The 25,045-nt window shown below is 48.8% G+C and carries 24 protein-coding genes; 14 read left to right on the top strand and 10 right to left on the bottom strand.

Translation table 11 applies throughout. The annotated features are described in order from the left end of the window. Positions 1-94: 94 nt before the first annotated feature. On the bottom strand, positions 95-355 hold the full coding sequence (locus DN062_RS04550) for a hypothetical protein (RefSeq protein WP_112157988.1): 261 nt from the start codon (positions 353-355) through the stop codon (positions 95-97). Between the two features lie 142 nt (positions 356-497). Here DN062_RS04550 and ilvD point away from each other — a divergent pair, with 142 nt between their 5' ends. Then, positions 498-2,333, top strand: a complete 1,836-nt coding sequence (gene ilvD / locus DN062_RS04545) for a dihydroxy-acid dehydratase (RefSeq protein WP_112157986.1) — start codon at positions 498-500, stop codon at positions 2,331-2,333. A 57-nt stretch (positions 2,334-2,390) separates the two neighbouring features. Here the strand turns inward: ilvD and DN062_RS04540 are convergent, their stop codons facing one another. Continuing rightward, positions 2,391-3,629 (bottom strand): EAL and HDOD domain-containing protein, encoded by a 1,239-nt coding sequence (locus tag DN062_RS04540; protein WP_112157984.1) that lies wholly within the window; start codon positions 3,627-3,629, stop codon positions 2,391-2,393. A 162-nt stretch (positions 3,630-3,791) separates the two neighbouring features. On the opposite strand from DN062_RS04540, the gene prmB reads away from it, so the two are divergent. Further along, the gene (gene prmB, locus DN062_RS04535; protein WP_112157982.1) at positions 3,792-4,721 is read left to right on the top strand and encodes a 50S ribosomal protein L3 N(5)-glutamine methyltransferase; all 930 of its coding nucleotides are present in this window, start codon (positions 3,792-3,794) and stop codon (positions 4,719-4,721) included. Between the two features lie 345 nt (positions 4,722-5,066). Here the strand turns inward: prmB and DN062_RS04530 are convergent, their stop codons facing one another. Genes DN062_RS04530 through DN062_RS04520 form a run of 3 tightly spaced genes read right to left on the bottom strand, consistent with a single transcriptional unit; the run spans position 5,067 to position 7,444 of the window. After that, positions 5,067-5,990 carry a 5-oxoprolinase subunit C family protein gene (locus DN062_RS04530; RefSeq protein WP_112157980.1) on the bottom strand — a complete coding sequence of 308 codons (924 nt, stop codon included), beginning with the start codon at positions 5,988-5,990 and terminating at the stop codon, positions 5,067-5,069. Further along, a complete protein-coding gene (gene pxpB, locus DN062_RS04525; RefSeq protein ID WP_112157978.1) occupies positions 5,987-6,694 on the bottom strand; it encodes a 5-oxoprolinase subunit PxpB in 708 nt (235 codons plus the stop codon). Before pxpB ends, DN062_RS04530 begins: the two co-directional genes overlap by 4 nt. A 3-nt stretch (positions 6,695-6,697) precedes the next feature. Continuing rightward, a complete protein-coding gene (locus DN062_RS04520) occupies positions 6,698-7,444 on the bottom strand; it encodes a 5-oxoprolinase subunit PxpA (RefSeq protein WP_112157977.1) in 747 nt (248 codons plus the stop codon). A 215-nt stretch (positions 7,445-7,659) separates the two neighbouring features. Here DN062_RS04520 and DN062_RS04515 point away from each other — a divergent pair, with 215 nt between their 5' ends. The 4 genes from DN062_RS04515 to DN062_RS04500 are packed head-to-tail and all read left to right on the top strand — an operon-like array spanning position 7,660 to position 11,085. Beyond that, positions 7,660-8,643: a TRAP transporter substrate-binding protein gene (locus DN062_RS04515; RefSeq protein ID WP_112157975.1), complete on the top strand. Its 984-nt coding sequence runs from the start codon at positions 7,660-7,662 to the stop codon at positions 8,641-8,643. 51 nt (positions 8,644-8,694) lie between these two features. Beyond that, positions 8,695-9,246, top strand: a complete 552-nt coding sequence (locus DN062_RS04510) for a TRAP transporter small permease (RefSeq protein WP_112157973.1) — start codon at positions 8,695-8,697, stop codon at positions 9,244-9,246. A gap of 13 nt (positions 9,247-9,259) precedes the next feature. Beyond that, entirely contained in the window at positions 9,260-10,558 is a 1,299-nt protein-coding gene (locus DN062_RS04505) for a TRAP transporter large permease (RefSeq protein ID WP_112157971.1), read from the top strand. After that, on the top strand, positions 10,558-11,085 hold the full coding sequence (locus tag DN062_RS04500) for a winged helix DNA-binding protein (RefSeq protein WP_112157969.1): 528 nt from the start codon (positions 10,558-10,560) through the stop codon (positions 11,083-11,085). Before DN062_RS04505 ends, DN062_RS04500 begins: the two co-directional genes overlap by 1 nt. A gap of 34 nt (positions 11,086-11,119) precedes the next feature. On the opposite strand, the gene DN062_RS04495 is transcribed toward DN062_RS04500, so the two are convergent. Genes DN062_RS04495 through DN062_RS04480 form a run of 4 tightly spaced genes read right to left on the bottom strand, consistent with a single transcriptional unit; the run spans position 11,120 to position 15,188 of the window. Further along, positions 11,120-12,139: an AbrB family transcriptional regulator gene (locus tag DN062_RS04495; RefSeq protein WP_162301247.1), complete on the bottom strand. Its 1,020-nt coding sequence runs from the start codon at positions 12,137-12,139 to the stop codon at positions 11,120-11,122. A gap of 16 nt (positions 12,140-12,155) precedes the next feature. After that, positions 12,156-13,673, bottom strand: coding sequence for a tripartite tricarboxylate transporter permease (locus DN062_RS04490; RefSeq protein ID WP_112157964.1), 1,518 nt, complete (start codon positions 13,671-13,673; stop codon positions 12,156-12,158). Positions 13,674-13,687: 14 nt separating this feature from the next. Beyond that, positions 13,688-14,140 (bottom strand): tripartite tricarboxylate transporter TctB family protein, encoded by a 453-nt coding sequence (locus DN062_RS04485; RefSeq protein WP_112157962.1) that lies wholly within the window; start codon positions 14,138-14,140, stop codon positions 13,688-13,690. 52 nt (positions 14,141-14,192) lie between these two features. Continuing rightward, on the bottom strand, positions 14,193-15,188 hold the full coding sequence (locus tag DN062_RS04480; protein WP_112157960.1) for a Bug family tripartite tricarboxylate transporter substrate binding protein: 996 nt from the start codon (positions 15,186-15,188) through the stop codon (positions 14,193-14,195). A gap of 310 nt (positions 15,189-15,498) precedes the next feature. Between DN062_RS04480 and DN062_RS04475 the strand changes: the two genes are divergently transcribed. The 3 genes from DN062_RS04475 to DN062_RS04465 all read left to right on the top strand — a co-directional run bounded on the left by DN062_RS04475 (position 15,499) and on the right by DN062_RS04465 (position 18,162). Beyond that, on the top strand, positions 15,499-16,164 hold the full coding sequence (locus DN062_RS04475) for a response regulator (RefSeq protein ID WP_112157958.1): 666 nt from the start codon (positions 15,499-15,501) through the stop codon (positions 16,162-16,164). A 4-nt stretch (positions 16,165-16,168) separates the two neighbouring features. Then, on the top strand, positions 16,169-17,554 hold the full coding sequence (locus tag DN062_RS04470) for a sensor histidine kinase (RefSeq protein ID WP_112157956.1): 1,386 nt from the start codon (positions 16,169-16,171) through the stop codon (positions 17,552-17,554). Positions 17,555-17,727: 173 nt separating this feature from the next. Beyond that, positions 17,728-18,162 carry a CopD family protein gene (locus DN062_RS04465; RefSeq protein WP_112157954.1) on the top strand — a complete coding sequence of 145 codons (435 nt, stop codon included), beginning with the start codon at positions 17,728-17,730 and terminating at the stop codon, positions 18,160-18,162. Positions 18,163-18,179: 17 nt separating this feature from the next. Here DN062_RS04465 and DN062_RS04460 read toward each other — a convergent pair whose 3' ends face one another. Further along, positions 18,180-18,659 (bottom strand): DUF2231 domain-containing protein, encoded by a 480-nt coding sequence (locus DN062_RS04460; protein WP_112157952.1) that lies wholly within the window; start codon positions 18,657-18,659, stop codon positions 18,180-18,182. A gap of 60 nt (positions 18,660-18,719) precedes the next feature. Between DN062_RS04460 and coxB the strand changes: the two genes are divergently transcribed. The 5 genes from coxB to DN062_RS04435 are packed head-to-tail and all read left to right on the top strand — an operon-like array spanning position 18,720 to position 24,578. Next, a complete protein-coding gene (gene coxB / locus DN062_RS04455; protein WP_205126656.1) occupies positions 18,720-19,493 on the top strand; it encodes a cytochrome c oxidase subunit II in 774 nt (257 codons plus the stop codon). After that, a complete protein-coding gene (ctaD, locus tag DN062_RS04450; protein WP_112157949.1) occupies positions 19,486-22,032 on the top strand; it encodes a cytochrome c oxidase subunit I in 2,547 nt (848 codons plus the stop codon). Before coxB ends, ctaD begins: the two co-directional genes overlap by 8 nt. Then, on the top strand, positions 22,032-22,433 hold the full coding sequence (locus DN062_RS04445) for a hypothetical protein (RefSeq protein WP_205126655.1): 402 nt from the start codon (positions 22,032-22,034) through the stop codon (positions 22,431-22,433). Before ctaD ends, DN062_RS04445 begins: the two co-directional genes overlap by 1 nt. Next, positions 22,424-23,266: a cytochrome c oxidase assembly protein gene (locus DN062_RS04440; RefSeq protein ID WP_112157947.1), complete on the top strand. Its 843-nt coding sequence runs from the start codon at positions 22,424-22,426 to the stop codon at positions 23,264-23,266. The genes DN062_RS04445 and DN062_RS04440 overlap by 10 nt, the downstream gene beginning before the upstream one ends. Further along, a complete protein-coding gene (locus DN062_RS04435) occupies positions 23,241-24,578 on the top strand; it encodes a diguanylate cyclase domain-containing protein (RefSeq protein ID WP_239995700.1) in 1,338 nt (445 codons plus the stop codon). The genes DN062_RS04440 and DN062_RS04435 overlap by 26 nt, the downstream gene beginning before the upstream one ends. The last annotated feature ends 467 nt before the right edge of the window (positions 24,579-25,045 follow it).

The following is a 25,045-nucleotide window of genomic DNA, read 5'->3' as shown; positions in this document are numbered from 1 at the left end:
CGTTCAGAACAATACCCGAACATTTAAGATTTAGCGTTAAAACTAATCCTAAATGAGTCCAGATGAATCGCTTCTGAACAGCTCAAGCCTTGCCCTACTTTTTCAGTTTTGCTTGCTCTTCTTGTTCACGAATAGATCGAACCGATAGCATCACAAAACGGACGTTGTAGGCTAAGCCTATAAGAATGGCCAGAGAGGTGGTCAACACAAACAAGACATTCACATAGGGAAATGGCAAATACCCGCCCCCCCAAAGTAACAACACAGCCAATATGGATAAGGGAATGCCTGTTTTCATACAGAAACGCAGGAAAGGATCTTTACGAATTTCTTTTTTATCAACTCGAATGGTCATAGGTGAATTTACCTGCTCAAAAAGTGACAGAATAGTCGTCAACCTCTCTTGAAACAAGGCTGTCTTTGGTATACTCAGGACTGTGTTTGAATCTGTTATACTGATAAAAATAGCTCGTGAACCCTAAGCAAAGGATAACAACATGCCTGCGTATCGCTCCAAGACCTCCACAGCTGGCCGTAATATGGCGGGTGCTCGCGCACTTTGGCGTGCCACCGGAATGAAAGATGATGATTTTCAAAAGCCAATTATCGCGATTGCCAACTCATTTACTCAATTCGTTCCAGGCCATGTTCACTTAAAAGACATGGGACAACTGGTTGCACGCGAGGTAGAAAAAGCGGGTGGCGTGGCGAAAGAATTCAACACGATTGCCGTTGACGATGGTATCGCCATGGGTCACGACGGCATGCTCTACTCATTGCCATCACGGGACATTATTGCCGACTCGGTTGAATACATGGTCAACGCACACTGTGCCGATGCCCTTATCTGTATTTCAAACTGCGATAAGATTACACCGGGAATGCTTATGGCGGCCATGCGTTTGAACATCCCAGTGATCTTTGTCTCGGGCGGCCCCATGGAAGCGGGTAAAACCAAGCTTTCAGAGCACAAACTTGATTTAGTTGATGCGATGGTCATTGCCGCTGACGACAGCGCAAGCGATGAAATGGTCGCTGAATACGAGCGCTCAGCCTGTCCAACTTGCGGTTCTTGTTCTGGTATGTTTACTGCCAACTCAATGAACTGCTTAACGGAAGCCTTAGGTCTGTCGCTGCCGGGAAATGGCACGACCCTAGCCACTCACAGCGATCGCCGCCGTTTGTTTGAAGAGGCAGGACACCGCATCGTCGAACTGGCAAAGCGTTATTACGAGCAGGACGACACCTCGGTATTGCCTCGTAACATTGCCAACTTCAAAGCCTTTGAAAACGCCATGTCTCTAGACATTGCCATGGGCGGATCAACCAATACGATTCTGCACTTGTTGGCTATTGCCATCGAGGGTGAAATTGCGTTTGATTTAAAAGACATTGATCGACTTTCACGCAGTGTTCCACAGCTATGTAAAGTCGCGCCTAACACGCCAAAATATCATATCGAAGATGTACACCGCGCCGGCGGTATCTTTGCGATTCTTGGTGAGCTGGACAGAGCAGGCAAACTCCACTCTGATCTCCCTACGGTGCATAGCACTTCGATGAAAGAAGCCTTAGAAACTTGGGATATCATGCGCAGCCCATCACCCGAAGTCCTTGAGTTTTACAAGGCGGGTCCTGCGGGCATTCCAACTCAGGTTGCCTTCAGTCAATCAACTCGTTGGCCTACCCTAGATGGCGACCGTGAAAATGGCTGTATCCGCTCTGGCGAGCACGCCTTCTCGCAGGAAGGAGGCTTGGCTGTTTTATTTGGTAACATTGCCGAGGACGGTTGTGTTGTAAAAACTGCAGGTGTTGATGACTCCATTATGGTGTTTGAAGGTCCAGCCCACATTACCGAATCACAAGATCAGGCCGTTGCCCATATTCTCGAAGATAAAGTTAAAGCAGGCGATGTTGTGATTGTTCGTTACGAAGGTCCAAAAGGTGGGCCGGGCATGCAGGAGATGCTCTACCCCACGTCTTATCTTAAGTCGAAAGGCTTGGGTAAAGACTGTGCTTTATTAACCGATGGACGCTTTTCGGGCGGTACATCAGGGCTGTCGATTGGTCACGTGTCACCGGAAGCCGCAGCAGGTGGTGCCATCGGTCTTGTACAAAATGGGGATCGTATCCGCATCGACATTCCAAATCGACGCATTGATGTGCTCTTAAGTGATGAAGAGCTGGCGATACGCCGTGCCGAACGCGACCGTTTAGGTTGGAAGCCTGCGGATGAGCGACCACGCAAAGTATCGGCCGCACTTAAGGCCTATGCAAAACTGGTCACCTCAGCGGATAAAGGCGCTGTTCGTGATATTTCTTTGCTGGATTAAAAAATAATGCGTCAGCCTCAATCAGGGGCTGACGCGCTTTTAACAACCACTGACAGTTTAGGTATGCATTGCACTGAGGACTTGATCCGCCCACTTAATACTATGACGATAGGAAACTTCGTAAAAAGGTCTTTCCAGCAGATCACTTAAACGATCAAACTCACCAGTTTCATACACTTCAGCTTCTTTCAGCACTTTACCTAACGATCCTTCACGCTCCAACAAGGCATTCTTCACATTGCTCTGCAAAGGCACCTGCTCCAGCAGTGACGTCATGTTCATGTCCATCATCACATCTAACTGAGACAGCAAGCCCACAATAAAATAATCCATAGGGTTATCGTATTCTAATATCTCAGCCATCAGCTCACACATTCTGGCACGAACCAACATAGTACGCGTTAGTTCTAGGGGCTTTCCGCCTTCGCTTTTCGTCAAAAACAACATGACCCAGCGCTTTATTTGTTCCATCCCGAGCAACGTGATCGCATGGGACAAGGATCTCACTTCTTTTTGTACATTAAAGGCCGCAGAATTGACGACGCGAAGTATTTTGTACGTCAGTTCCGGATCTTTTAACGCTATTTCTTCAACCGACTGGGGCGTGGACTTAGGATTGTTGAGCTCATTTAAGACCTGAAGCAATATTACTTTATTGCCAGAGATTGTTTTTCCTCGCACCAAACAGGGTTTACTCAAAAAATAACCCATGTAAAGCTCAAAGCCCATTTCAAGGCATTGTCTAAACTCATCTTGAGTTTCAACCTTGTCGGCTAAAAGCTCCAAGTTAAAAGGCTTTAATTTTTTAACCAAGTTAGGGATGCGGTGTAAACCAATCAGTTGAATATCCAGTTTTAGAACATGGATAACCTTAAGAAGCGGATAAAACTTGGTATCGGCTGGATCAAACCCAGACAAAGCTAAACGATACCCCTGCTTCGCCAGCTCCTGTAATCGGCTAATCAATGCTGGCGTCACATCCGTATGCGCAAGCAATTGTAAAACAAACATATGACGAGGGAGGTCTGGCAACTGATTGCTCAGTAAGATTTCATCCGTCACTTTTAAAAAGAACGGAACGTTTTCATTCTGGTTGTTGGCATTGACTGACGAATAGGAGTTGATGAGTACGGCCAGTGTCGCTTCATCATCTTTCAATCCCTGAATAAAATTGCCCTGCTCATCTCGATAGAGTAGCTCATAGGCGGCCACATCCTGACTCTTGGTATAAATTGGCTGACGCGCCATTAATACAGGCAAATTCTGATCATTTGAATTTAATTTAATACCGGCCATCGATTACTTTTCTCCCAATACCTGTAACGCTCGGCTTAGACAGGATGCTTCCTGATATTATCGCACGCGATTCAATAATGATTTAAACATCATAGCACTCTCAGCAAGATTTCTTTACCATTACCTCTCTTTGTGCCGCTAAACTCATTCTGGACCCGCCCCATGTCAACTGAAACTGAACAAATCCTCCAAGACCTGCAGACACTTCGTGACTACATTCGCCTGGCAATGACGTATTTTCAGAAAAACAGCGTCTTTTATGGGCATGGCACAGACAATGCGTGGGACGAAGCTGTACAGTTAGTGCTGAATGCTGTCCATCTGCCATGGGATGCCAACCCAGCTATTTTAGATGCTCGACTCACACAAACCGAACGCATCAAGGTGTTGGATTTTATCCAGCGTCGGGCTGAGCAGCGCATCCCCTTACCCTACTTAGTTGGAGAGGCGTGGTTTTTGGGCATGCCTTTTTATGTTGATGAGCGTGTTCTGATTCCTCGTTCACCGATTGCAGAGCTAATTGAGCAGGAGTTTGATCCTTGGCTACGGCCCGGACAAGTCGACAGAATTCTCGATCTATGCACAGGCAGTGGATGCATAGGTATTGCCTGCGCTTATGCTTTTCCGGAGGCTGAGGTTGATCTGGCCGATATATCGAGCGATGCATTAGACGTTGCTCAAACCAATGTCGAACGCCACGAACTCAACGGTCGTGTGCATGTTATTCAGAGCGATCTTTTTAATGCACTTAAAGGCAAGCGCTACGATCTGATTGTCAGTAACCCTCCTTATGTTGATCTTCAGGATTTATCCAACATGCCAGCTGAATTTCATCACGAGCCTGCGTTAGCACTCGGGTCTGGGGATCAAGGCTTGGATATTACACGGCGCATTTTAAGAGAGGCCTGTGAATATCTTGATGAAGAAGGTTTACTTGTCGTTGAAGTTGGTAATAGCGAAGCGCATTTGATAGAGCTCTATCCTGAAGTTCCGTTCATGTGGGCAGAATTTGAAAAAGGTGGAAATGGCGTATTTATGATCTCAGCAAGGGATTTACGCCCACATATTTCCTTGTTTACGCAGGGGTTTTAAAGCATTAAATCCGTCTTTAAACCCACTTGACTTAAATCCACCCACAACTTATACACAATATCAACACAGTTTTGCACACCCTTTACCCCCTGTTAGGGCCCATTATCTGGGCCTTTCAGAGATTTTTCACAATTAACGGTTTTTGCTGACTCACTCAGGTGTTGATAAGTGTATTATGCACATGAAACCTGAATAAGACTGTGCATAACACTGGGACACTCGGGGGGAAAGCGATTCAAGTCAGCATCAATGCTAGATTGTGAAAAACTGATTATTTTTTGATCAGTCTTACACTCCCGCAGAATAAAATGGATAGAGTGGGGGTATCAATGCTGCACACAAGACTCATTTAAATCTAGATAAAAATTGAGCATAGGCTTCAGATGCCGCAATTTGCCCACAAGCTCTAAACCGAACGGACTGACCTGGCTGCACCTGAGCCAAACGCGCACAGGCCAAGGGCGTTAAACTCCCTAGCTTCGGATAGCCACCAATCGTTTGACGATCATTTAACAACACAATCGGGCAGCCATCCGGTGGAATTTGTACAGCCCCTAGCCCGATTCCTTCAGAGATTAACGAGGGTAATTTTACTTGGAGTGGGTTCCCTGTAAGACGAATCCCCATCCGATCTGCACGCAAATCCACTGTCCAAACCTGATTAAACGCTTGAAATAGACTGCTACCTGAAAAAAGGTGCACTTGAGCACCGGGAATCAAATCTAAATCGGTTATCTGACCGAAGGCGCGCGGCTGAGTCTTTTTATGCTCGGAGGCCGACTTGAATAGTGTCGAAGCAAACAACACATCCTCTCGACTTAAACGACTGCCATCCCCTTTATGTCCACCCAACTGCTCACGCTGCACTGAGGCACAACTCTTGAGAAAACGCGGTGCATCAAAACCACCCTTTACGGCAAGATACACCCTCAGTCCTTGTTTAGGCGATCCAAAGGCGAGGCGTTGTGCTTTTTTGAGCGAGAAACTTTGCCAAAGCGGAATCGGAGATTTATCCACCGTTGCACCTAAATCGGCTCCAGTAATTGCACAATCAACATCCTCTAGGCACTCCAGAATTAAGCCACCAACGGTAATTTCTAAAACGGCACAACCCCAAGCATTATCCACCAACTGATTGGCAAGCGCCCAAGACTCCAGATCCATCGGCCCACCTTGAGTCAGCCCCAAATGGCGTACACCAAATCGACCCGCATCCTGCAACTGCGCTAAAGGACCTGCTTGAATAACTCGCAAGATTGGATGGCTCATCGGTCATCTCCGCCAAGTCGCTTAAATTCCTGTTGAGTAATACTCACAAACTGAACCAGATCCCCCACCTGTAGATAACTCATGGCGTCGCGTTGCGGGTCGAATAACCGCAAAGGTGTCCGCCCAATCACATTCCAACCACCGGGCGTCGCTTGTGGATATGCAGCCGTTTGTCGCTCAGCAATCGCAACACTCCCAACCGCCACTTGCTGGCGCGGTGTGGATAAACGCGGCAAGACCAAGGCATCAGGCAGGCTGCCCATAAACGCAAACCCTGGTGCAAATCCCAATGCAAATACACGAAAGGCTTTTTCAGTATGGAGAGCAATCACCTCGTCCAAAGACAAGCCTTTTTCATCCTGCAAACGCGCAAGCTCAGGCCCAACACTTGGGTGGTACCACACCGGAATTTCTTTCAAACAGCCTTCACGACTCATGTCCAATGGATTTAATTCCTGTAGCAACGAAACGAGCACTTGCCGGGACGCTTGAGACGATATTTTGGTTAAATCGTACTGAATCCAAACCGTTGTGTAAGATGGAACGATATCAACCAGTCGCTCAGAGAACAGAACCTCACAGCGCTTCACTAAGCTTAAGATCCAAGGCATATTCTCTTCGGCAATATCATCGAACAAACGAACCGTCCATGCATCAACACCCGCATGTTCAATACGAGGTACGAGCCGTGCTTTTTTTATCATAAATTAGCCTAACTCATCCAATGCGGCGCGAATGCGCTTAACGGCCGCGATAGACTCTTCGTTATCACCATGGACACAGAGGGTATCCGCTTCTAAATGCAGCGATTTTCCTGTATTGGATAACAGCGGTTGTTTGAGCGCAATTCGTGTCGCTTGCTCAATAATCGTCTCTGGATTGTGATGAACCGCATTGGGTAAGCGCCGAGAAACTAAAAAGCCTGCATCATCGTAGGCACGATCTGCAAAGGCTTCAAACATTAGCTTCATGCCCTCCTCTTCTGCCATGGCTTTAGCTCGCGAATTATCCGCCGTTGACATGATCATTAAAGGCAAATGTTCTGAATAGGCCTTCACACCTCTCAATATCGCACGCAGCAATTCTTCATTTTTCATCATATCGTTGTACAAAGCGCCATGAGGTTTCACGTAGGTGACTTCGGTGCCCTCAGCTCGACAGAGCCCCTGCAGCGCGCCCAATTGATAGAGCACCAAGTTTTCAATCTGCTCAGGCGAACACTGCAATGAGCGTCGACCAAAACCTTGTAAATCAGGATACGCCGGATGCGCCCCAATTTTAACCTGATGTTGTTTTGCCAAACGTATGGTTGAGCGCATGACATCAGGATCTGATGCATGGAACCCGCAGGCAATATTCGCAAGGTGAACGTGTGGGATAACGGCTTCATCCTGTCCCATCCGCCAAGCACCAAAGCTTTCTCCGACATCTGCATTTAAGAGTAACTGAGTCATGACACGGCTCTTTCTTGGTTATTTTTAAATGGAATTTAACAAAACAAACACAATTTGCAAATAAATTATCGATAAAGTGTAAAAATAATGTTGACGAATCGAAGGGTTCTTGACTACTCTCCTTAGGATAAGAAGCATCTTGAATGCTCTTTGATGATTTTTCAGTGCCCCTTATGCGAAAAAAAAGATAAATAAACCTTTTGAGGACGAAAAATATGCCTACAAACCTTCTGTTGAAAACGGCACTCGCCGTTGTAATGAGTGCAAGCGCGGTCACGTCTGCTTTAGCCGCGACCAGCTGGGATATGCCTACACCCTATGGTGATCGAACCTTCCACACCGTGAATATTCGTGCCTTTGCTGACGATGTGTCCGAGCGGACAGGGGGTGATTTGACCATTAATGTCCATTCTAACGGTTCTTTAATCGGTCATGCTGAAATCAAAAATTCCGTTCGTCGTGGAATCGTGCCATCTGGTGAGCTCATTATGTCACGCTTGGCCAATGAAAACGCGATCTTTGATGTCGACTCTGTTCCCTTCTTGGCATCAAACTACGATGAAGCTTGGGCTTTATGGCAAGCTTCAAAAGAGGTCATTACTGAAGAATTAGCAAAACAGCGCATCCGCCTGCTATTTGCCGTCCCATGGCCACCACAAGGTTTATACTCACAAAAAGAACTCAATGATGTTAGCGATCTCAGAAATCTTAAAATCCGTGCCTATAACCTAGCCAGTGAGCGCTTATCACAACTCGTACACGCCGTTCCTACTCAAATAGAAGTGCCCGATATCCCAACGGCCTTTAGTACCGGCCGAGTCGACGCCATGATGACCTCTCCTGCAACAGGTGCCGATACCAAAGCTTGGGATTATCTTAGCCACTTCAACCACACTCAGTTGTGGATCCCAAAGAATATGGTCATCGTCAATGAACAAGCCTTCTCGCGCTTAAGCCCAGAGGTGCAACAAGCCGTATTGGATGCCGCTGAAGCCGCTGAGAAGCGTGGTTGGGAAATGAGCCAAGCAGAAACTCAATCCGCCATACAAGTTCTTAAAGACAATGGCATACAGGTAAGTGAACCGTCTGAAGCCTTGTCAAGCGCACTTAAAGAAAGCGGCGACATCATGACACAAGAGTGGCTTGAAAGAGCCGGTGCTCAAGGCCAAGCCATCCTCCAGCGCTACGCCGCTCAATAAGCATCATGACCGGATCGCATAGGCGACCGGTCTTTTTTCAGGTAACTCATCATGCATTACCGACTTCGACCTTTATATACCTTTGGGGCGTTCGGTGCCGCGGCTTGTCTGGTACTCATTTGTAGCTTAATTACCTTACAAGTTCTCGGACGTCTTCTCGATAAAATCAGTGCTTGGCTCGGCTTCGATAATGTCGGCTTAGTCATTCCCGGTTTGTCCGAAATATCAGGATTTCTTTTAGTCGGCGCGAGCTTTTTAGGCTTGGCCTATACGTTTATCCACAATGGACATATTCGCGTTACCCTGCTCATCAGCCATTTATCGCCCAAAGTGCGTGTATTTGTAGAGCTTTGGTGTCTGTCCTTAGCATTAGCCTTGTGCGCGTACCTCAGTGTTTATACCTTTCGTTTGGTGGAGGACAGTTGGAGCTTTAATGAGATGTCCTACGGATTACTGCGCATCCCACTTTGGATACCTCAAACCGTCATGCTCACGGGCGTTGCACTCTTTTCGTTGGCCTTATTTGAAACTTGGTTAAATCGGCTAATTCAAGCCTTAACACATCCAAGTGCATTTCAAATAGACGACTCCGGACACGAATGATAGGGGCTATACTATGCTGTTAATGATGATTGTTTTGACCCTAGCCCTATTTATCTTTTTAGGATCAGGCGTTTGGGTTGCCTTCTCCCTTTTAGCACTGGGCTGGATAGGCATTAGCCAGTTCACATCAATTCCCGTTGGGGACATGATGGCCTCTGATATTTGGAGCGCCAGTTACAGTTGGGAATTAACCGCCCTACCCATGTTCATCTGGATGGGGGAGATTCTATTTCGTTCACGCCTAGCCGAGGACATGTTCACAGGGCTCGCGCCTTGGATGCAACGCATACCCGGACGCTTACTGCACACCAATGTCGTTGGCTGCGGTCTCTTCGCTGCAGTATCAGGTTCGTCTGCCGCCACCTGTGCCACCATGGGTAAAATGACACTGCCTGAGCTGACACGCCGTGGCTACGACGAGCGCTTGATTATTGGAACGCTGGCTGGCTCGGCAACGCTCGGTTTACTGATTCCACCGTCGATTATTTTGATTGTCTTCGCCGTGGCGACCGACCAATCGATTGCGCGCCTATTTATGGCGGGGGTCTTTCCAGGATTAATGCTGATCAGCTTGTTCGCAGCCTATTTGGTGTATTGGTCATGGCGCTACCCTGATCGTGTGCCTGCTGCTGATGCAGAGATTCCTTTTAAAGAGAAGTTGTATCGATCTCGACGTCTTATTCCTATGATGGCATTGATCATCGGGGTGATTGGCTCGATTTACGGTGGCTTGGCTTCACCAACCGAAGCCGCAGCAGTAGGTGTCGTACTGTCATTGATATTGGCGTATACCAATGGCGCTTTAACTTGGCAGAGTTTTTCTGATGCTACCCTTGGCGCGGTTAAAACCTCCTGCATGATTGCGTTTATCTTAGCGGGTGCATCCTTTCTAACCGCAGCGATGGGCTTTACGCAAATCCCAAGTCAATTAGCTGCATGGATTGCCACGTACGACCTATCGCCCTTCATGCTTTTGGCAGTATTGACGTTGTTTTTCATTATTATGGGGTGCTTTTTAGATGGCATTTCTGTCGTAGTGTTAACCACGTCCATCATGCTACCAATGGTTGAAGCTGCAGGCATCGACTTGATTTGGTTTGGTATCTATCTTGTCATCGTTGTCGAGATGTCACAAATTACTCCCCCCGTTGGTTTTAACTTGTTTGTGCTACAAGGCTTAACTGGGAAAAATATACTACAAATTGCCTACGCAGCCTTGCCTTTCTTTTTCTTAATGTTATTGGGCGTTATTTTGATTACACTCTTTCCTCAGATAGTAACTTTTTTACCTGAGGCTATGAGTAATCGCTAATGCCCCTTACACACTTAAAAAAAGACGGACTAGGGCCCATCGTGTCTTCAGAGCATCTTTCGCGTAAAGCGAAAGAGCTCTCTGAATTCGAATTTGGTTTAATCATTGCAGGCCATGCATTTAATCGCTGGATGGTGCGTTGCATGACGGCCGTTGGCTTTTCGGAGCTAAACTCGTTGGATATTTTAGTGCTCCACAGTGTGAATCACCGTGAACGCGCTAAGCGTTTAGCGGATATCTGTTTGGTTCTGAATATCGAAGACAGCCATACGGTCAGTTATGCCCTTAAAAAGCTGACGAAACTGGAGCTACTGTCTAACCAGAAGCAAGGTAAGGAAACCTTCTTTAAAACAACAGAACTGGGTCAAACCACCTGCATGCAGTATGCTGAAATACGCGAGGCCTGTTTGGTTGAATCTCTGGCGAGTTTAGGGATTGCGCCTGAAGATATGCATCAAATTGCGGCGTCTTTACGCGCTATGTCCGGTCTTTATGATCAAGCGGCGCGTTCTGCAGCCTCTTTGTAAAGCGTATCTATGCTCATATTTCATTCGACACAGCTTATGGTTCGGTTTCTCTAGTATAGCGCCCCAATAAATGACTAATTAATGGGGTGCATAAGATTAATACGAACATTCTAAACACGTGAATAAACACAACATAGATAGGATCGATCCCTGCGACCGTCGCAATCAAGGCCATCTCACCCACTCCACCCGGCACTAAGGCTAGAAATGCATGAGACAAGGGGATATCGGTTAAGGTCCAAGTGACCGCCGCCATGATTGCGGCAATCACCATGCCAATGGCCGTTGCCAAGACCGCATACACACTGACTTTAAGAAGCTCACGAACCTGAGTCCCAAAAAAACGACTGCCTATCGACGAGCCCAGTACCACAAAGGTCATCATCATGACCCAACCGGGTAAATCGATGTCGATCCCAGACACAGCAAGAACCGCACTGATCATCAAAGGCCCCAGAAACTCAGCCATTGGGATGCGCAGCCATCTAGCACCCCACCAACCCAACGGCACGAGTAGCAACCAGATCAAATCGAACACTTGCCCTGCTTCTGGGCTTGAGCCCTGTAGGTTTTGTCCCGGCATAAAGTAGAAGATAAGCGTTGTACTGATCACCACTAGGGAGATACGCAGGGTTTGCGCAATTGCAATCCAACGTGCGTCTCCACCTAATTGCTCGCCTTGAATCACAACCGCATTCATCGTGCCTGGCAAAGATGAAAACACCGAGGTAATCAAATCTAACTTCGCAATTCGATTAAACAACCAGGTATTCACCACAAGAGTGAATGCCACTGACACCACCATAAGCAAGATACTTGAGTACCAATGAAGGGCTTCACTGAGTAAGCTCGCTTCAAACCCTGTGCCAAGCCAAAAGCCTAAGACACCGAGAAAGAAGCGATTGACTCGACGATCAACCCGCACAGAGATGCCCTTGATGGCAAGTAACGTCACCAAGAAAAGGGGGCCTAGCATCCAAGGCAGTGGAAGATTAAGCCACCAGGCGAGGTATCCGCCCAGTGCCCCAAGTACGCAGGTATAGAGTGTTTTCAAAGCGACAACCCTAGTGTCAATTTTTAGCCGATGACATCTTATGCATCGAAAAACGCATGAGCGCTAACAAATGACGTCCAAATAAGGATAACAACAATAAACCTATAATGGCGAGTGTTGCAGGACGCTCCAGCAAATAACTGATATCACCGCCGCTGATTTGATAGGTGTGCAATAAGGTTTTTTCAGCCATGGCTCCGAGCAGAATACCTATGACCGCCGCCGGAACGGAGTAACCATAACGGCGCATTAACCAACCAATCACTGCAAATGCCAAAACGGTGAAGGGCCCAACAAAGTTACCCGTCAACCCAAACGACCCCATCACAGCTAACACCAGCACCGTTGGAATCAAATAGCGCATCGGCACCTTGATAATATTCGCCAAGAGCGGAATAAATAACAGCCCCAGAATCATCAAGAAGAACACCTGTGCGAAATTGGCAAAGATAATGGCATACACGATGTCAGTCTGCTCACGAATAAACTGAGGACCGCCCGTGATATTGTGCATGGCAAAGGCCGCCAGCATCACCGCCGTTGCGCCTCCACCCGGAATACCCAGCGCGAGTAGCGTTGCCATGGAACCCGCCTCGGATGTACTGTTTGCCGACTCGGACGCAACGATGCCTTTCGGATTGCCCTTGCCAAAGGAGTCTGGATCGGGATCACGACGCTTTGTTTCCACATATGAAAGCAGGTTTGAAACGGAGGAGCCAACGCCAGGGACAGCACCAACAAACACCCCCACCAGACATCCCCGCAACATCACTAAAGGTGATTGAAAGGCCATTTTGCAGCCTTGTGCAATTTTACGCAGTTCTACTTTCCGTGACGCCTTGTTTTCAACAATGAATTGTTTGTTGGCAATACGGAAAAGCTCAGACGCCGCAAACATCCCCATCATTGCAGGAATCACCGGAATACCATCGAACAAATAGAAGCTCCCCAGCGTTCCGCGCGCCATCCCTATCTCATTGAAACCAATGGTTCCAATCAGCAAGCCGACAAGACCCGCTATCAGGCCCTTTAAAACATACTCTCCACGCAAACTGGCAATTAAGGTCATCCCCCACAAGATCACCATAAACATTTCAGATGGGCCAAGTTTAAGCACCATCAAAGAAATCGGCTGAATCATCATAAAGAGGATCAAATACCCGACCAATACACCAAACACAGACGAGGCCAGTGCAATGCCTAGCGCCTCATTGTGTTTTCCCTGCTTTGCCATAGGATAGCCATCAAAGGCTGTGGCAATTGCAGAAGAGGTCCCGGGTATATTCATCAGAATGGCGGGAATACCACTGCCGAACGAACCACCCGTGAAGATAGCAGTTAAAAATAACATGGCTTGCAAAAAGTCCATGTAGAGGGTCATCGGCAGAAAAATGGCCATCGCCATCGAGATTTGTAGCCCCGGTGTGGCACCAAAGATTAGACCAATAATAATGCCCGGAATCACAATCAGCCAAGGCGTCAGACTGCTCACCAGCATAGAGAGTGCTGAAGCACTCGCAGCAACATCAATCATGAGAATTCACCTTGTTAATCTATCGGAAGAAAGGTCATTGGCATGGGGTACGGCAGCATCAATGCAAAAAACAGCGCAATGGCTAAACCAAATCCAACACTGTAGCCAATCACCAGATACCAGTTCGTTTCTTTTTTCATGCGAAGAAAAATCGCAACAAATAAAATCGTGCCTAAATCAAAACCGAGCCAAGGCAAGGACAAGACATAGGCCGCAAATAAAAGAATAATTGGCAGTATCTCGCGCACAGGTTCATCATCAACCACTTCAAATAATTTCCCGCCACGCCAGCTCATCACCAGCTCCGCTAAGGCTAAAATCAGGATCGCAACTGCAACAGGTAAAATGAGAAGTAAATTGGGCACTGTAAATGACACACGAATCGCATCACTTAAATACCAAAGCGTAAATCCAACCAACCCTATCAACATACAGAGATGGCCGACATCGTATCGGGGCTTGTTCATCGCTCGAGTCCTATGCTGCCCAATAGATGGGCAGCATTAAGTTGCAGAGAAGTTAGTTTAAGAGTTGGGCGTAACGACTGAAGGTTTCGAAATTCTCTTTCATCATCTGTTTTGATTTTTCAGGACCGACCCAAATACCGCCGATATCATGACGACGCAGTTCCTCTTGCAGGTCTTTTTTAGCCAGCACATTTTGCATAGCATCGGCCAACTTTTTATAGCGCTCTGGGTGACGACGCTCAAACTCTGCACTCACCGCAAAGCCGCGCATAGACCCCTGTAAGACAGGCACTTCAATGTTAAGTGGCGCCAAGGCTTCATTGATTGTTGGCACATCCCACTGCTCGATACGTTCTTCACTCACAATCGCCAATGGAATTAGAAACTCGCGAATACTCTCGCTGCCTTCAGCACTGATCAAGACTAAATCCACTTGACCACCGGCCACCGCTGTTCGCGCTTCACCGCCGCTGTTATAGGTCACGAGATTTAAATGGTTTTGGGGAATGTCATAGGCATCCAACAGAATCCGCGCCATCAAGTGCCCTGCAGACCCCTGTACTACAGACGCACGCACTTTGCCCGGTTGGTTTTTAATGGTTTCGATCACTTCCGCAAGGCTCGAATAGCCACTGTCTTTGTTCACGGCAATCAAGTCTTGATCAAACCATTGGAAGTTCACATAGGAAAAGTCGTCCACACTGTAGGTCGCGTCACCCGCCAAAATGGTATTGGTCAAATAGGGTGCGAAGGTCGACGAAAAAAGATGATAACCTTCATCCGGTGCATTCAAAATATAGTTTGCAGCGATCTGAGTACCGGCACCCGGGCGGTTAGTGACGCGAACAGGTACACCTAACTCTTGAGAAAGATGATTGGACATAATCCGGGTCATCCGATCCGCACTCCCCCCTGTTCCAAAACCGACAACGGCCTCAAGAGGCCTGTTTGGGTAATTATCGGCAGCCACTAGGGTTGAAGAAACAAGCAGAGGAATTGCGAAAGCACACGCGGCCAGTTTGATGGATTTGCGTAAGGATATCGCCATGATGATTAAACCTTTTAATTATTGTTTGATGGATGCCAACTACATCACATGGGTTGTAAAGGCATGACAGCACTATAAAAGGCTAAACTGTCATAAAACTGGCACGATTCACTTAAATTCAATTGTATAGACTAAAGTATAAGCCTAAGGCATTACCCTCTTGCATCTGCCATGGCGCTATATTAATCAGTAGCAACATCCTTGTAGATAGCGTTAAATAATGGCATGGATAGTGTGTTTGGAAGACAACTTCTCATAAAGTGGCAGCGATTGTCACTTTTACCCCACCGTCTTAATACGTGGTTTAGACATGAAAATTCTGATTCTAGAAGACAATGCCATTCTTGCGCAGGGCCTGAAAACAGCTATTGAAGAAGCGGGCTACTGTGTGGATCTGTTATTGGATGGTATGCAGGGCATCGCTTGGCTTAAAAGCGGCCAATACGATCTGTTGATGTTAGATCTTGGTTTACCCGGCATGGATGGCATTGAAATTCTCCGTTATTTACGACGCCAGAAGAACACGATACCCGTTATCATCATTACAGCAAGAGACCGACTCGATCAACGGATCACCGGGCTAGAAGAAGGGGCCGATGATTATCTCTGCAAGCCTTTTTCTCTGGAAGAAGTGGTTGCTCGTGTTCGAGCGGTCATCCGTCGCAGCCGATCATTTTCAGACAATCGCCTCAAAAATGGAGAGGTCGAGCTCTGCTTAGCATCACGAACACTGACGTTAAATGGCGAAATCGTAACGCTGCACCGACGTGAACTGGCGGTACTCGAATACTTTATGCTCAATCGCGGACGCTTGCTCAGTAAAGACCAAGTGGTGGACAGTATTGCCTCACTTGAACAAGACATCAGTGCTGGCGCTATCGAAACCTATGTTTCCCGAATCCGTAAAAAACTTGGCACGTCGGTTGCGATACGCACAGTAAGAGGCTTGGGATACATGATGGAAAGTCTGGATTAATTCGATGCGGCAATCCATACGTGCTCGACTCATTCTCTGGTTCATTCTTCCGTTGATTATCCTGCTTTCGCTATCTTTATACGTCAGCCGAGTTGTCTTCGCGCAACGGATCGATAACAGCTTCGATAGTCTGCTGCAAATGGGCGCTGAACGATTTGAAGAACGTCTGTTTGTCTCAGAAGGCGATGTTCGAATCAATATGCATTACTTTTCAGTGAACTCTCTCGGTACCGGGGGGCAAGGCAAACTTTTTTACCGAGTGAAAGATGCTCACGGCCGCCTGCTCACGGGATTTGAGGGCCTGCAAGGGCCGCAGACATTAACGGAGGAGGCTGTATTTTACGATACTGTGTTTGCCGGCACTGAGTTACGCGCACTGCGTTTATTTATCCCCGTTCGCGGCTCAACAACTGGCAGTCCAGTGGAAGTGATTGTCGCCGAATCGCGGGAAGGACGAGAAAATTTATTAGAAGCCTTTTTATCGAACCTGCTCGGCATCAACCTCGCTCTCGGGATTAGCCTACTTGGTATTGCCTTATTTGCCATTCACAAAGGCCTGATCCCCTTAAAACGGATTGAACGCGCATTGCATCAACGCTCGGCGCAAGATCTCTCACCTTTACAAGAAAAGGTTCCGAATGAAGTACAAGCCTTGGTCGATAGCATTAATCATTTAATGATCAAGATAAAACAAAATATGCAGCATATTCAGCAATTTAACGCTGATGTTTCACATCAATTGCGCACCCCGATTGCTGAAATCAGTGTGCTAGCCGAGATGTCCAAAAAACAATGCAACGACCCTTTGTTAACACAGTATTTGCAATCCATCTGTAAAACAACGGAGTATGCGGCCCGTACGACCCAACAGCTCCTTAAGTATGCAAAGACCAAAAGTGATTTGGTCGACCCTTCCGCATTGACACCCCAAGATCTACAACCGATTTGCAAAGAGGCCTGTGCTCGCCTGCTCAATCGCCTGATTAAACGCGGACAGGAGTTAGAGTTTATTGCTAAGGACAAGCCTTTTTTTATCCGCTGCGATCCTATTATGGTGCAGTGGCTGCTAACCAACTTAATCGATAATGCAAGCATGCACGCTGGAGGCCCGTATGCGCTCTATCATGGAATGATCCGTGTTAGGTTAGAGCAGATCGACAACAGCATATGCTTAAGTGTCGAAGATGAAGGAGTGGGTATACCGGATGATGCGATTGCACACGTCACTGAACGCTTTTATCGCGTGAATCGAGATGAAAAAGGCAGTGGATTAGGCTTATCCATCGTGAGCCAAGTGGCCCAATCACATAATGCTCACTTGCATCTGGACCGGTCAGCACAAGGCGGTTTATCGGTTGCGGTGACCTTTCCGCTGATGAGTATCGATTAAAAGTAATGGCTTTATTGGCTCCTAGACGATATGACTCAGCTGTCTCAGAAGACTTGCTTGTCAAGCGTATTAATTGCTGTGTTTTGCGCCAGCGAACTTACGCTTCTGATTTTGTCTGCTAGAGTTAAGACTATGGCGCTGCTTACGTTGCCTGCAACTAATGGAATAGATCAATGGTCTGGTTGTTGTTTTTGCATATTGCTAGCCTAGTGACCTGGGCAGCAGCCTTATGTATTTTATTATTGCTTATCCCGCATGCCACCTCAGCCAGCCAACAAACTGCCAATAAAGGTGATAGCTTAGAACGTCTGTGGTTTACTCGGCTGGCCAGCCCAGCCGGGCTAATGACGATTGCTTCTGGCACGGCCATTTTTGCGATTGATGGTAATTTTAACGGCTGGTTGTTGCTTAAATTAACCTTAGTAACAAGCCTAGTGATTTGCCATGCTACGGCAGGATTACTGATTTTGTACGGCCAAAGGCCGAAGGCAAGAGGCATCGCAGGCAAATGCGCAGGGTTACTCAGCGTCATATGCCTATTGCTGTTAAGTATAATCGTATTGGTATTGCTTAAGCCTGAGCAGAAGGCTTTATTATGGTTTTTATAAACCGCTTTAGCGCCCACTCAAGGCTGAGGGTCGGGCTGCAGCCTGTCTTCAACATTAACACCGACCGCATGCTCATAGACCAGCCGCCCCCCCAGATAACCAGTAACGATAATCAACAAACCACTGAGCAACGACAGATACAGCCCTTGCGGTATGATCTGAGCGGCAGCATCGGGCAGGCGCAGCATCCAGTTAAACGTGGCAAGCGACAGCAACATCACCGCCAGCATCGCGTGACACCAAGCCGTGATCAGGCGTCTTATCTGGCTGACCAGCAGCATATCCAACAGCCCCGCGACGCTGGCAATCCAACCACCGATGGCACCTACCCCTGCCAACCACAAACTGGCTCTGGCCCAAAAGGGATCGGCCGTGAACAAAAATGCCAGATCAGTTGCAATCAGACCGAGCAATGCAGCCACCGGGAAGTGGATAAGTCCTGGGTGAATGGGGTGACCAAAGACTTTGATTTGGCTGTGAATCGCTTCCATCGACATAACACACCTCTAAAATGGTTAAGGGTAGCTTTAACCAAACTACTTCGCCAAAGTGTAGCAGTGATCTGGCTTTGTAGCCTGCTACTTAGCCAAACAGGTTGCACTGGGCCTTATTCTGCTCTGGACCCTCAAGGGCCAGCGGCGGCCGAGGTCGCTCTACTATGGTGGGGTATGTTCGGGTTTGCAACAGTGGTTCTACTGGTGGTTGTGGTGCTCTGGCATTACGCGATCAAGCGCCGAGCGGAACAGACGCCTGTCACGCGGACCAGTGGCTGGATTATCTGGGGTGGACTCGCGTTACCGACAGTGAGCATTACCGTCTTACTGATTGTTGGCGTGCCAATCGGGCACCGGATGATGCCGCTACCCGATGAACATGCGCTGCATATTCAAGTGACGGGCAATCAGTGGTACTGGCAAGTTGCCTATCCTGAGCATGACCTGCAGATGACCGACGAGCTGCACATACCAGTCAATACCCCCGTACACCTGCACTTAACCAGTGCCGATGTTATCCATTCATTTTGGGTGCCTAGACTAGGCGTCAAACTGGACATGTTACCCGGGCGTACCAATCTGCTGCGGCTTGAGGCTTCGGCAGCAGGCGTTTACCTTGGCCAATGTGCTGAGTATTGCGGCTTTGGCCATGCGCACATGCAATTCACGGTCACCGCACATGAACAACTAGACTTTGCCGACTGGCTAAACGAGCACACGTCCCTGGAGCAGAAACCACAAGAGCCAGATTTACATGGATTAGGTTTACATGAAACAAGCTCACATGAATCAGACCAACCTGAATCAGTCCAACAAGGAGAAGCGATAGATGAGTGACACCAAGGCAGCATCATCGCCAACTGCCTCAGCTCGACAACTGGCCAGAATTTGGGCCAATTTACCGGGCTGGGGCAGCTTAGCTGCCGTCAACCATGGCACCATTGGTCTGCGGTTCATGGTGACTGGTATGGTATTTTTCCTGATTGGTGGCGTGCTGGCGATGCTGATACGCACTCAGTTGGCACTGCCGGAGCAGGATATTGTCAGTGCCGAAACCTATGGCCAGCTATTTACCATGCACGGCAGCGTGATGATGTTTCTGTTTGCTATACCGGTGCTGGAAGGGCTAGCGATTTACCTGATCCCAAAAATGATTGGCGCCCGTGACCTAGTCTTTCCGAGAATCAGTGCGCTCGGGTATTACTGCTACTTATTTGGCGGCATGATCATTATGTCCAGCCTGCTGCTCGGTATCGCACCAGATTCTGGTTGGTTTATGTATACCCCACTGAGCAGCAGTGAGTTTTCGCCTGGGCCTGGCTCTGATTTCTGGCTGCTGGGCATTACCTTTGTTGAAATTTCAGCAATGGCAGCGGGTATTGAACTCACGGTGTCGATTCTGTGCAGCCGAGCCAAGGGCATGACGCTCAGCCGGATGCCGCTGTTTTGCTGGTACATCCTGGTCATGGCGCTGATGATCGTGTTTGGTTTTCCGCCGTTAATCCTGGCCAGTATTCTGCTGGAGCTGGAACGCGCCGCCGGTATGCCGTTTTTCATCGTGGCCGCGGGGGGCGATCCTCTGTTGTGGCAGCATCTGTTCTGGTTATTTGGCCACCCAGAGGTCTATATTATTTTTTTACCAGCGGCCGGCATTGTCTCAACCCTGATTCCGGTGTTCAGCGGTCGGCCTATTGTCGGTTACCGTTGGATCGTGATCGCGGTCATTCTAACGGGGTTTATTAGCTTCGGGCTGTGGGTCCACCATATGTTTACCGTGGGCATTCCTCAACTGGCACAGGCTTTCTTTTCCGTGGCCAGCATGCTGGTGGCGATACCAACCGCCATTCAGGTATTTGCCTGGCTGGCGACCTTGTGGCGCGGCAAGGTGGTGTTCCGGCTGCCAATGCTATGGGTCAGTGGCTTTCTGGTTGTGTTTGTCTGCGGTGGCCTGACCGGAGTGATGTTGGCACTGGTGCCCTTTAACTGGCAAGTACACGATACTCACTTTGTAGTCGCGCATATGCATTATGTGCTGGTGGGCGGCATGTTTTTCCCACTGATTGCCGGGCTGTATTACTGGTTGCCTTTAGCCTCTGGCCGAATGCCCTCACCGGTTATCGGCCGCTGGGGTTTCTGGCTGACCTTTGGCGGATTCAACCTGACATTCTTATTGATGCACCTGACCGGTTTGCTGGGTATGCCGCGGCGGGTGTACACCTATGAAACGGGTTTAGGCTGGGATATGTTAAATCTGTTGTCGTCGATTGGCGGATTTATTATGGCCATTGGCGTTGCACTGGTGTTGCTGGATCTATTGCTGCATTTTTGGTTTGGTCAGCGCGCCAGCGCCAATCCTTGGCAGGCCGATACGCTGGAGTGGGCGCTGGATATGCCACCGGCTCAGTATAATTTTGCCAGTTTACCCACCGTCAACAGCCGCCACCCACTCTGGGAAGACCCGCAACTCGCTGAACGGATTGCCGCTGGGCAGGAAGGTCTAGCTGAGGCGAACAGTGGCTTACGTGAAACCTATGGCACCTCTGCCATCACGGCTCAACGAGAGAGAATTTTACAGCTGCCCGGAAACTCATGGCTGCCACTTTACAGCGCGATGGCGTTGGCAGTGGTGTGCATCAGTCTGCTAAGCCGCTGGTACGAACTGGCCCTGCTGACCGTTGTACTGACGATTGGCTTGTTGCTGCGCTGGAGCTGGGAGAATGGTGGCCACCCTTCCGCAGCTCCGTTGGATCCATTGAATTCCGTAGATTCATTGAACAAAAGCACCGAAAATAAATTGCCGTTGGAGTCAAGAACCGTCGATGGCCCCGGCCGTTGGGGCATGATCATCACCTTACTGGCCAATGGCGCTTTGTATATGTCGCTGCTGTTTGGTTGGTTTTATTTGTGGACAGCCGCACCGCAATGGTCAGCGCCCGACAATGGGCCCTTACCGCTTTGGCTGTTGTTGCTCTGTGGAGTGCCCGCCAGTATCGCCTTGTGGCTGTTTCAGCGTCTGTGCCAACGTTTGATATTAGGTGATGCTCAGCAGTTGCAACGTCAGTTGTGGTTGAGCGCCAGTTTAGGGCTGCTGCATTTTTTGATGTTGCTGGTGCTGTTTATGATGGCCCCTCTGGACTATACCGAAAGCGCCCATGATGCCGTGCTGATGGTTATTTTACTGTATCTACTGGGTCACGCTGGGCTGGCAACCGTGTTAACAGCTCTGCAGGCGCTCAGAGTTGCGCGCGGCTACGTTAGTGCCAGCTTGCCCTATGAGCCACAAGTGGTAAAGCCGCTGTGGTTTTATTACCTAGCGGTCTACTGGATCAGTGTCGCTCTGTTCTTTATGTTGCCACTGGGTTGGGGAGCAACGTAATGAACAACGTAAGGAACAACAAGGAAATGATCCAGCCTACTTGGTTTGCGCCAGCCCACCCGGCTCAGATTGTAATGGGTTTTGTTATCTGGAGTATCTGGTTTATTGCCATGTATGGCGGCCTATCCGTGGTCTGTCAGTTGGCTCCCCCTGACGTTGAACAAGGCCCACTTACCTGGCTTAATGGCGGCTTATTGACATTCGCTCTGCTGGTGATTGCGCTATTATTGTTTCTGGCTTGGCGTAGCGGTCGTTACTGTGCATCACGACACAAGGCCAGTGAAGAGGCTGTCGGGTTTGAGCGCTTTGTCGGCTACGTTAGTACCGTACTGTATCTAATTGCCGCAGTCGCTACCCTAGCCGGGACCTTGCCAGTACTGGTATTACCACCGTGCAACTAAAGCAGTGGCGGTATCTGCTGCCAGGTCTACTGGTCAGCATAAGTCTGCCAGTACAGGCGCATAACCCCTTGCAAAGTAACGGTGATACTTTTTGGGCGGCACTGCTAGCGGCACTGATGCTGGGGCTGTTCTGGATGGTGTATCTGCTCGGCAGCATCAAGCGACCGCCGCGATTAGGACGTGCGCTGCTGTTTCATGGCGGCTGTTTGATTTGTGCGTTTGCGATCATTGGGCCTTTGGATGACTGGGCCGAAACCAACGCCAGTGCGCACATGGTACAGCATATGTTATTAATGGTTGTGACTGCCCCTTTATGGGCGCTAAGCCTACCCTTGCCGCAATTCGCTGCTATTACGGGTCGCTGGGGCCGAGTTGCCTGGCAACCGTTGCTTAAGCTGGCAGCCTACCCTCTTAGCTTGGCATACCTGCATGCGGCTGTTGTCTGGTTTTGGCATACCCCACGCTTTTACGTGCTGGCGCTAGAACACCCCTGGTGGCATTTGGTAGAACATATCTGTTTTGCATTCACCGCTGCCATCTTGTGGTGGGCCGTACTGCACTGTACCAAACGAACACGCAGCTGGGCGCTGCTCGCCTTGCTGTTTACACTGATGCACACCGGTTTTTTAGGTGCTATTCTGACCTTCGCCAACACCCTTTTGTATTATCCCAGCCATCAACTCGTTGACCAGCAACTGGCGGGCTTGCTCATGTGGGTGCCGGGGGGATTGCCCTATATGCTGGCCGCTGCTTGGCTGGGCTATCGCTGGCTACGCAATATCGCAGCCGATAATAAACAGGTTGACAATGCAGATGAACATGCGATTAGCTGATTTTATCAGAGCAGAAATAGAACCGATTCTTCAGGATTGGGAAGCCTTTGCCAAAACCATCTTTTCTGCCATATACATGGGCAAGACCGGGCTGCGCGATCATGCCAGGGAAATGCTTCTGGAGATTGCAGACGATCTCGACTCTCTCCAAAGTAAAGCACAACAGGTCGCTAAATCAAAAGGTCATGGACCAGAGAAGGAGGATGATGAGTCCTGGGCGGAAGTGCACGGCGGCGAACGGCATACCAGCGGATTCAGCGTCATGGAGACAGTGTCCGAATTTAGAGCCCTGCGAGCGAGTGTGGTGTCTCACTGGATAAAAGCAAACCCAACGGTCTCTGTCGAACAGCTTGAAGATCTTACTCGGTTCCATGAAGCCATAGACCAAGCAGTCGCCGAATCGCTGGAACAGTACGCCACCGCAAAAGAGATGGAAACCCGGCTATTCGGCGCTATTCTGGTAGCATCTCCGGATCCAATCTATGTGCTGGATCTTGAAGGTCGATTTATTTATGCAAACAAGGCTACGGCCGATCTGTTCGCTCTGGCACCCAAAGCGATCATCGGAAAAACCACCTTTGATCTCGGGTTTCCATTCGCGGCGGACTTTAAACACAACCTAGAAAAAGTAATTTCAGGCCAATCGACTCACCGAGGCAAGTTTGTTCACACCTTTGCTTCGGGTAAAGGCGAACGATTCGAGTATCTGCTAGCTCCCGTGCTGGACGAGCAGCAGCAGACGGAAGCAACCGTCTGCATTTCTCGGGATATTACCGCGCAGGCACTCGCGGAAGAGAAAATCTGGTACAACGCCCATCATGACCTTCTAACGGGGCTACCAAATCGACGTCTTTTTCTGGATCGCCTAGAACAGGGGGTCAAGCATGCCAAGCGCAGTAGTCTGCCTCTTGCTGTACTGTTTATGGACCTTGATGGTTTCAAAGCGGTCAACGATTCGCTTGGTCATGAGGCGGGCGATCGTTTGCTGGCTGACGTGGCTGTGCGCCTTAATGATTGTGTGCGAGAAGTGGATACGGTTGCCCGTATGGGCGGTGATGAATTCACTGTGATTCTTGCAGGTGCAAAACAGCGCAAGGATGTTGAGCTTGTGGCTCAGTCGATTATTGATGCACTTGCGCAGCCCTTTCAAATCGCACAACAGTCTGTCCAGATTTCCGTCAGTGTTGGGATCTCCTTCTACCCTGAGGACGCAACCTCGCCTGTCTTACTGTTGGAAACAGCAGACAAGGCCATGTATAAGGCTAAAGACGCGGGCTCAAACCGGATGTATTTTTACACGGTGGCTTGCTGATCTGCCGAACTTGAATTAGACGAAAAATGACAATCATCATTCATTAATTCAGCCTGATTAGGAAATGGAGAGTCTGACAGAGCTTATTGAGAGTGAGGCCGCTGCAGTAGAAGACCGTGCTAAAAGCACTGCCATTCGTTCCAACTTGCTCATGAGTACCGCTCTAGTATTTATGGCCTAGGTTGTCGGTCGTAACATTATCAATCTTCTGAACCAACTGGTAACGGAGGCTGAAATTGCTGCCACTGGGGTATCAGCTTAGCCGTGCTTCAGAACCGTAGCAGAGTCGACTTACAGCAGGGGGAAATCTCTCAGGTGGCCACTGCCATGCATCAAATAACAGCCACTGCAAAGAATGTCGCATAGAATATCAGTCACATTGCAAACACAGCCATTGAGGCGGTCCGAGCCGGTATTCCGCTTCCGATTGTAAGGCAGTCAAGACCCTCAAGGGTTTGAGGGTTTGA

It is taken from the genome of Nitrincola tibetensis (assembly GCF_003284585.1).
In the GTDB taxonomy this organism is placed as follows: domain Bacteria; phylum Pseudomonadota; class Gammaproteobacteria; order Pseudomonadales; family Balneatricaceae; genus Nitrincola; species Nitrincola tibetensis.
The sequence above is the reverse complement of the archived record's forward strand: the minus strand, read 5'-3'. Positions and strand labels throughout refer to the sequence as shown.